This window comes from Dictyobacter arantiisoli (assembly GCF_008326305.1).
Classification (GTDB): Bacteria; Chloroflexota; Ktedonobacteria; order Ktedonobacterales; family Ktedonobacteraceae; genus Dictyobacter; species Dictyobacter arantiisoli.
Genome location: NZ_BIXY01000141.1, coordinates 1 through 8,852 on the forward strand (window position 1 = coordinate 1; position 8,852 = coordinate 8,852).

At 54.1% G+C, this 8,852-nt stretch carries 5 protein-coding genes; all 5 read right to left on the reverse strand.

The genetic code is table 11. The features are described 5' to 3' along the window. Window positions 1-828: 828 nt before the first annotated feature. The 5 genes from F1593_RS26425 to F1593_RS26445 all read right to left on the reverse strand — a co-directional run bounded on the left by F1593_RS26425 (window position 829) and on the right by F1593_RS26445 (window position 8,482). Entirely contained in the window at window positions 829-2,121 is a 1,293-nt protein-coding gene (locus tag F1593_RS26425; protein ID WP_149404550.1) for a multidrug effflux MFS transporter, read from the reverse strand. A gap of 177 nt (window positions 2,122-2,298) precedes the next feature. Further along, entirely contained in the window at window positions 2,299-2,811 is a 513-nt protein-coding gene (locus tag F1593_RS26430) for a dihydrofolate reductase family protein (RefSeq protein ID WP_149404551.1), read from the reverse strand. Between the two features lie 81 nt (window positions 2,812-2,892). Then, window positions 2,893-3,855, reverse strand: coding sequence for an alpha/beta fold hydrolase (locus F1593_RS26435; RefSeq protein ID WP_216368999.1), 963 nt, complete (start codon window positions 3,853-3,855; stop codon window positions 2,893-2,895). Between the two features lie 131 nt (window positions 3,856-3,986). Continuing rightward, complete coding sequence (locus F1593_RS26440) at window positions 3,987-5,093, reverse strand: haloalkane dehalogenase (RefSeq protein WP_308483130.1); 1,107 nt, start codon at window positions 5,091-5,093, stop codon at window positions 3,987-3,989. Window positions 5,094-5,275: 182 nt separating this feature from the next. Further along, entirely contained in the window at window positions 5,276-8,482 is a 3,207-nt protein-coding gene (locus F1593_RS26445; RefSeq protein WP_149404552.1) for a winged helix-turn-helix domain-containing protein, read from the reverse strand. Window positions 8,483-8,852 lie beyond the last annotated feature (370 nt).

Consider the following 8,852-nt stretch of genomic DNA (forward strand, 5'->3'; position numbering starts at 1 on the left):
AAAATCTCCTTTACTACTTTTGCCTTAAATTCTGCCGTGTGTTGTTTTCTTTTTTGCTTTTCCATGAATCAATTTTATCTTACGAGCCAACTTTTTTCTGTCTGAATTTCTAGGGGCATTATAGAAATTGTTCCAGAGAAAGAACACAATGATATCCAATTCTTAAGCCAAAAACAAGGCGGTGACGCATTTTCTCGCCACATTGACGTAATTGCCCGCCCAAATTAGGCATGAAATCTCAAGGTGTGAGGGAAATTTTGGGTTTTTCTCTCTGCAACTTTTTCGGGCAAGTTTATGAGCCAAATTCGAGTTTGGGCAAAGATATGTGTCAAAAAAGAGAAGAACAAACGCTCTAATCAAGCTCAATGAGCTGGCGATTTTATGGTCTTTCTGGCAAGCCTTTTCCCCCAAGCTGTAAATTGGGCAATCCGTGAGTAGATGTTGATACATTTGTGGTTGGTTGGCTCCTTTGTCGAGCCAGAAGCCCACTCACTGACTTATCCGAATTTCGCTCACAGATTGCCCAAATGTACACCTCCTTGTCTCGAAAGAGATCTCTTGACGTATTCTCGCGGAAGCGAGACACCGTTTCCGTGCGTGTGCCCACCCTTTATTGTTCAGTTATGATTCTCGTTGCGCAACCCGTGGGGTTCAAGCCGAGCGCTACCGTTGGATACAGACCCAACCCGACCTGGTTTGTTCTCATACCTGTTTCCACTGGTGGTCGACTGTTTTATCTACTCCTTTGGACTGTACTTCAACGGATTTGGTCTATCATGCTTCAGATTCCACTCGTCATGATCCAGTGATGTCGAGGAAAGTGGCGATCTACTGTGCCTTTGTATCGATCTTTCCAGGACGGCATACCATGACCACCGTCGCCAAGGTTGTGATGCCGAACACAGCAATGGTCAGCGCCATGGGAACGGCAGTCTCACTTCCACCAAGGCCAACCAGTGGCGCTGCGACCACGCCAATGATGATCTGCAACACGCCCAGGATGGCCGATGCACTTCCAGCAGCTCTGACATTGCCCAATGCGAGCGCCATCGCATTAGGTGCGATAAGGCCCACACTGGAGATAAGGACAAAGAATGACGGTAGCACTCCAATGAGGCCAACTCCCGTGAGGACTGCACCAATCAAGGCTAGACTCCCAATGGCAAGAACCGCCGTTCCCCCTATCAGTAGCTTTTGCGGTGATGCTCGACCGACAAGCCTTGCGTTGACCTGAGCCATGATGGGAACCCCCAGGGCATTGATCCCGAACACGACGCCAGAGCTTTGAGGCGCAAGGCCATAGACGTTTTCTAAGATGAAGGGGGCGCTTGAAATGTACACGAAAATGGCGGCGAACGTAAAACCTAGAGAGAGGGCAAGACCGACGAAACGACCATCGAAGAGCAAATGGCGGAAATCCGCAAGCGAGGCAGAGACGCCTCCGCTCTGGCGCTGCGCTGGTTGCAGTGTCTCGCTGAGTCCGAATGCGACCACAAGCACAATCACTGTACCGATGAGAGCGAGCGTCACAAAGACACCTCGCCAGGAGGTAAAGCTGAGTAACAGACTGCCAAGCACAGGCGCGATCATCGGGGCAAAGTAGTTCACCATCATCAGCAGAGAAATGCAGCGGGCCAGGGTGCGACCTCCATAGAGATCGCGAGCGATGGCAAGCGAAATCACGACTCCCGCTGCGGCGGCGGCCCCCTGGGCGAAACGTAGCGCGATAAGGAGACCAATCGAAGGAGCGACGAGGCATAACAGGGATGTAAGTACATAGAGGATCATTCCGACGAGTAGAGGTCCGCGCCGCCCGCGAGCATCACTGATCGGTCCGATCAGCAGCTGGCCCAGCGCCACGCCGAAGAGACTTGCGGTCAAGGTGATCTGGGTCTGCGACATTGTTGCGCCCAGTTCGTGGCTGATCGTTGGGAGTGAGGGCAGGTACATATCACTGGACAGCGGCCCAATTGCCGTCATTGTCCCCAGGAGAAGCACATGGCCCACCCGAACCCTGGTCGATGGCTCCTTGCTTGCCAAAAAAGGCTGATCGAATGCCTTCGCGGGAGAGGTCAGTTCAGACTTCTGGTTGTGTTGCTGCTCCGATGCGTTTGTGTCCATTGTTTCTCCAATCGCATACCATATCACATGGGGATTAATACGTCTTCAGTGTCAATCCTTCGCCCTGACCACTCACTGAAGATCAGCGCTGATCTTCAGTGAGTGGTCAGGGCGAAGGTGCATACGTAAGGACGTACAGTAAAGAGCCTATGAATCAGGCATTCTTCTCAAGCGGCTTTATTCACGACCAATTGCGTAGTGTAACCGAACGACGCCACCACCAAGGGACTTGAAATCCAACAACTGGATATCCTTGTATTGATAGTGGTCCTGGTTGAGCAAGATGTTGTATCCCTTTCCCTCCAATACAGGTGCGATTGGGAATAGTATCTCGTCAACAAGCCCCTGTTGTAAAAAGGCATTGTGCAGATCCGCGCCGCCCGAAAGAAGGGCGGTTGTATGGCCTTTTTCTTGCAGGTACGCGAGGGCCGCTTGCGGCGATGCCACAACCTTGATACCAGGAATGTCTTTGACGCTCTTCGAGATCACGACGATGTCGACATCGCCAAAAGGACTCTCTCCACCCGCCTGAAAGCTCTCGAACGTTCGACGTCCGACGATGAAATTCCCTGCCGCTTTCACCTGATCCAAGAAATCACTGAACGCTTCCTGTTTGGGAGGGTGCTCGGGGCTGGCATTGCGTGCGTAGTTCCCATTAGCGGTTAAGGTGGCCCAAAGAATCGTTTTCATTGCTTTCTCCTCTATTCCATAGATGGTGATACGATGTAAGTTCCCATTGGGGGAAACGTGGTTTGTTTCATCTGATCGCTCTCAATTTCGCGAAGTTCTTTCAAGAACTCTGCGAATAGCGGCTGCGACGCGATCTGGTCGATCCTCCTGCACATAATGCGAGGCATCATCCAGGGCTTCACTTTCGTTCAGCTTGAGGTATCTCTGCCATTTTTTCATCTCTTCGAGAGGGAAACCGTCGCTATCTTTTGTCCCCCAGAGAATTTGCGCAGGTACATTAGAGAGCACCGGTAGTCTCGATTCAATTTCCTTGAACCATGATCGTGCCTTGCGAATCTGTCTGGGGAAAACCCAGGTTGGTATCCTTGATTTTGGCGTTGGGAACGGATCAGTGTAAGCCTTTCTCAAGCTTTTCGTGATGTTTTCAGCATGGTGAATCCCATACGGAACAATGTTTTTGGCGAAGAAGTTTCGCTGTGTTTGAAGCCAGTATCCGATAGGCCATCCCCCCATCGCCAAAGAAAACAGCTTCATTGGAAGGAGCGTAGTGGGCCAAGCCCAGGTGTTCATCACGACGATGCCGCGCAGGTTTTCCCGGTGCCGAACCGCGTAATGTACTCCAATTGGTCCTCCCCAATCCTGGACGACTAAAACAAAATCCTTCAGGTCCAGGCGGCGGATGAAGTCCTGGACCGCATCCGATTGCTCTTGTGGCGTAAAACCATAGTGGGAAGGCGCTTTTGACATCCCAAATCCAGGGTAATCCAAAGCGATCAGACGACAGTCATTGCGCAGCTCCTTGATGACATTCCGATAGAGATAAGACCACGTGGGATTCCCGTGAAGGAGCAGGACCAACGGTCCTGCTCCTTCGTCAAGGTAATGAATGTATCCGTCACGATAAGGCAGCCAACGGTCCGTGAAAGGATATTCCGATGATTCCACTTTAAATGGTCTTTTTATTTCATTCCCCCATCTTTCACTTGATTCACTTTGTTTCGGATCTGAGCCAATAAAAGCTGGATATGGTGTAACTGGTTTCATGTCCCTATCTCCTTTTATGTAAGCAGAAGAATATGTCTGTATCCATCGAAGGGAGCAATTTTCCACCGTTTCCTTCAGATACGGCTGGACGAATGCTCTCACGTCTCCTGTGAAGGCCCTCGTCTTGGAAACTATTTCAGAGATTGTAACCAGCTTGCAATGGCCTGCCCAATCTCGTCAGGAGAGTCCTCCTGCGGGGTATGGTATCCGCGCACGCTCACTTTGGTTTGCGCCGGCCATGTGTGATTGAACACGACCTTCTGGGGGTCTTGTGTCCCTGGAACGGCCTGGATGAGCAATTTTGGCATGGGACTCTGAGCAAGAAACTTCCCAGAGGCAGTGACGATCTCGGTAACATCGGCTGGTTCGCCCTCGATCGGGAGTTGACGTGCCCAGGAGAGGTTCGGGCGACGCGCTTCACCGGCCTCTGCAAACGGGCGACGATACTGGTTCATTTCCTCGTCTGTTAAGGTGCGCAGAATGGTCTTGGGCAGGTTGAACTCGATGAACGAGTTCTGTTCCAGTACCAACTGCTCACCCTGTGCAGAACGCAGGGCCTGAAAGCGCGAGCGGGCGATCTCCGGCATCTCACTCCACGAGGAGGTTCCCATGACCGCTTCCATATAGACAATGCCGCGCACAGCCTCTGGATGGCGACGTGCCCAATCAAACGCCAGGGCTGCACCCCAGTCGTGTCCCACGAGGACGACCTGGGCACTGACGCCCAGCGCTTCGAGCAGCGCATCAAGGTGACGGCGATGCTCGACGAAGGTATAGGAGTGTGGTCCGCTCTCAGGCAGCTTCTGCGAATCGCCCATCCCGATGAGATCCGGGGCGATGATGCGACCAAAGCCCTGCACATAGGGCAGAATGTTACGCCAGACGTAGGAAGAGGTGGGATTGCCGTGGAGAAAGACAATGGGATCACCCTGTCCCTCTTCTACATAGGCCATCTCAAGCCCCAGGGCGGTTTTCCGTTTTTTCTCGTAAGGAAATGCCGCGCTTATCATAATATGCTCTTTCCCTTTCGTACGTTGGGATGATTCGCTTGTCTCAAGCGAAAGCAAGGTCAACCCAAAATCATGAATAGTGAGAAGTATTCCATACAACGCAGCCTGGTCCTGAAGCCACCCACACAGCAAGGTGGTTCCTGATGGCTCATGGACTACCGCCAACCCCTCGAGCCACTCCTGCCAGTCAGGGTTGAGATAGCTCTTCACGCGGATCTGCACCTGCATAGATGCCCTCCTGCTCTAGAGAGAGGTGTTTTTGCTCCCTCACGCAAAGCAGTATAGCCGGGAAGCGGGGACGCTGACTTCACCTCTTCTCGTGATTGCGCGGGTGATTGTCGGTGGCTGGAGTTGGGGAAATCAGGTGGTTGCGCAATGGCTGGATAATCCCAACAGGGAGGTACGAGGGGTTAGAGCAAATGCAAACGCTGGGCACGGGCGATGGCTTCTGCGCGGCGGTTCGCTCCCAGCTTGCGATACACACTACTGATCTGGGTCTTAATGGTATTGAGGGAGACGACCAGTTCCTGGGCGATTTCGCCGTAGGTTTGTCCAGCAACGAGCAAATGCAGCACGCGTTGCTCCTGGGGGCTGAGCGGCTCAAGCAGCAAGCTGTCTTTCCTGGAAGGCGAGGTGTCCTCTGTCCCATATTCCTGGGCAAAGGCGTGCAGAAGGGTGCGTACAGAGGAAAGCAGGGGGGCCTCTCGTAGTTCCGGCACCAATGTTTTCAGCAGTGTTTCCATCGCCCGGCCTTCATTTAGAAAGAGGCGTTGATATCCTTTCCCTTGCGTCCTTGTTAACATCGGCAGGAGGGCCTGCTTTGCCTCAGGCAGGCGGGCCTGGGCAAAGTGGGCGAGTGCCTCAAGGAGCAAGATTTCCAGCGTCGAGCGCAGACGTTGCTGCGTTTCGGCCTGCGTTTTCCAGGGTGCCAGGATGCGCAAGGCTTCCTCACTCCGGGCTTGTGCGATCCGCAAGCGAGCAAGCAGCAGGGCCTCTTCTTCCTGTCTGAGCAGGGCAAGAGGAGTCTCAGCGTGCTCAATGGTCCTGGACCACTCGCAGGCTTTCGTCAGATCCCCTGTGGCCAGCGCGATCTGGGCTACGCAGGCGCGGACCTCACGGAGAAACTGCGGCGAGCGTGCCTGCACGGCTATCTGACTCAGCAGTTTCTGCGCCTGGGCGCTCTGCCCACGTGCGTGGAGGATGTATGCCTGCAACAGCGTCCCAGCGGTGAGGAAGTGCATCTCTTCCACCAGGGGGGCACCCAGGACTCGGACCTGGGAGAGCCACTGCTCCGCTGCATCCAACTCGTTCCGTTCATAGGCAAGCTGAGCCAACCCGAACAGGGTCTGGCATTTGAAGAAGGTTTCCTGGGCTCCGGTCACGGTGGTGAGTTGATGCTGGAAGAGTTCCTCTTTTCCCGGTTCTGAACCTGCGAGTGCCTGCTGATAGTACAGGTCAGCTTGATGCAGCTCTCCCTGTTCCATGCTGATCTCTCCCAGGACGAACGCCGTCGCCAGGAGGCCAGGGAAAGATTGATCAGCTTCATAGGCGACACGCGCCTCCATCATGCGTTGCCAGGCCTCCTCCATCTTCCCGGCGAGCAGCGCTTCAATCCCGAGTACCACCAGACTACTCCCACGCCAATGCAGCTCGCCTTCTGGCTGCACTAGCAGCATCTGATGGGCCAGAGCAAACGCGGTAAGCAGATCGTTTTGAAAGAAGGCAAGAGTCGCTCTGAGTGAGAGCACCTGGGCCAACTTCTGGTCATCCCTCTGGACACGAAATCCCTGTTCCGCAATCCGCAGTGCCTGTTCAGTCACCTTTTTGTTGGAGGGATCGCGTCGATCAGAAGTGAAAATGCGGGATTCTGCATAGGCAAACCTGAGTTCAGGATGCGCATCTAACACATCCTTTGGCACCCGCTCCAGAAGCCTTCGCAACAGGTGATATGGATTGTGAAAGCTCTTTGGAAGAAGCAAACGTTCGATGAGCATGGCCACACGGGGAAAATCCTCACTTGCAAAAGCCGCTTCAATCGCGTCCGGGAGCAGTCCCTGCTGCTCATACCAGGAACTCGCTTTGCGGTTGAGTGTGTGCAAGGTGGTTGCTCCCAGGCGACGGTGGGCTTCTCGTTGCAGTGCCCGCGCCCAGAGTGCGTGATAGCGATACCACTGCTGGCTCTCATCGAGGGGTTGGAGAAAGAGATTGGCCCGTTCCACCTGTTCGAGCAGGAGATCGCTATCGTCCCTGTCGGTGACCGCATCGCACAGCGAGGCCGTCAAACGGTTGAGGCCACTCGTTTGCAGCAGAAAGAGTTGGAGGGCGTCAGGCTGGACAGCGAGCACCTCCTCGACGAGATACACCAAAATGTAGCGAAGGGTGCCACTGAAGCTGGCCAGCAGCGGCTCGCTCTCCTGCTGTGATCTATACCCTTGTAAGGCCAGCGCGAGCAAACGCAGTCCCGTCACCCAGCCTTCGGTCTGGAGGTACATGCGCTCGCTCACTGCCGTGTCAAGAGGGAAGGGGAGCATCTGCTGTAGGAAGGCTTGCGCCTCCGTGAGCGCGAAACGCAAGTCGGCATCCCGTACTTCTTGCAGTTCTCCGTTGGCACGTAATCGTGCCAGAGGCAAGGGAGGATCAACTCTCGTGATCAGGATCACATGCAGGGTGTCAGGCACGCGGGCCAGCAGTGAGGCGAGCATCTCGTGAAGAAGCGGTGAACGAATCACATGATAATCTTCCAGGACCAGGATACAATGGGTGGGCAGGCGAGAGAGGTACTGGAGAAATGTAGCGAGCATCGTCTGGTATTGCGCAGTTTCCAACAACGCGCGTGCCCCTGTCTCTTCGTGTGGAGAGAAGGTCTGGCAGGCTGCCAGGATAGCACCCCAAAAACGTAGAGGCTCATTGTCCCCGTCATCCAGGGTGACCCAGGCCACGAGCAGATGATCCTGGTTGGTACGCTCAGAGGCAGGACGAGAGAGCAGCCAGGAATCCCTGCGCCTGGTGATCCAGGCGCGCACGAGGGTCGTTTTGCCAAAGCCTGCAGGAGCTGAGATGAGGGTAAGTTTGCGGGCAAATCCAGCATCCAGGAGCGCGTATAAATGCGTGCGCTCAATCAAGGAAGTTGGTAAGCGTGGCAGGCGGAGTTTGAGGTCGAGTTGCTCCATCTGCGACGAAGGCAAGGTAGATGGCAGGTCCCCCTTCTCCTTACCCTCCTCTGGGAGGCGTGCCGTGGTTGCCTGGAAGACACCATCCTTTTCTGTGAGGGTGGATATCATCAGGGAAGCTGGGTTCTCATTCGTCAGAGACTGCGCAGCCTCTTCTAAACGCCTCAGCGTCAACGTGGCCGTGCGCCCAAGATAGCGCTTGGCGACGCGCCGCCCAGTAGAGTGATAGGCATACCAGTACCCTGCGCCTCGTGAGCGCAACTCTTTGTAAACATTGAGGCGACCAGCGTGACCCTGGAAGGAAAAGGAGGTGCATGTCGCGAGCCAGGCCAACCATGATGCTTCGTCTTCTGGCACAAAACGCTGGTGAGAGTGATCAGGGGTATGAAGTTCATAGGCATTGCGCTCAGCAGACCAGATGAGCCTATAGGTGGGTGATTTGGGCATGGTAACCTGCTTCTCTGTTTTTTCTTCCCCCGCTTTCCCAACATCCCAACAAGGCTAAGTATAGCAGAGATAAAATACGATGCAAGGATTGTGTTGCAAAAAAACGAAGAGGGATACAGAGAACGGAACTTTACCGTTCCAGCTGTGCTTAGATGACCACTCCGAACAGTTCCGCGACGAATACGGCCCTTGAGGAGGAACGGACCGGATTACGGCTCTGACTCAATTTTGATGATCATGTTCGAGTTGGAATTCCCCCGAATTTGGAGGGTCGGAGAAGAGAAATCTGCTATACTCATATCAGGAGGGTTCAATGGGCAAATCTCAACCGATCTATACCAAGGAATTCAAGCAGCAAGCTGTCACACTC

Bases quoted from the DNA above. Each gene is read 5' to 3' on its own strand.
- F1593_RS26445 (WP_149404552.1), bottom strand. From the start codon at position 8,482: ATGCCCAAATCACCCACCTATAGGCTCATCTGGTCTGCTGAGCGCAAT.
- F1593_RS26425 (WP_149404550.1), bottom strand. From the start codon at position 2,121: ATGGACACAAACGCATCGGAGCAGCAACACAACCAGAAGTCTGAACTG.
- F1593_RS26440 (WP_308483130.1), bottom strand. From the start codon at position 5,093: ATGCAGGTGCAGATCCGCGTGAAGAGCTATCTCAACCCTGACTGGCAG.
- F1593_RS26435 (WP_216368999.1), bottom strand. From the start codon at position 3,855: ATGAAACCAGTTACACCATATCCAGCTTTTATTGGCTCAGATCCGAAA.
- F1593_RS26430 (WP_149404551.1), bottom strand. From the start codon at position 2,811: ATGAAAACGATTCTTTGGGCCACCTTAACCGCTAATGGGAACTACGCA.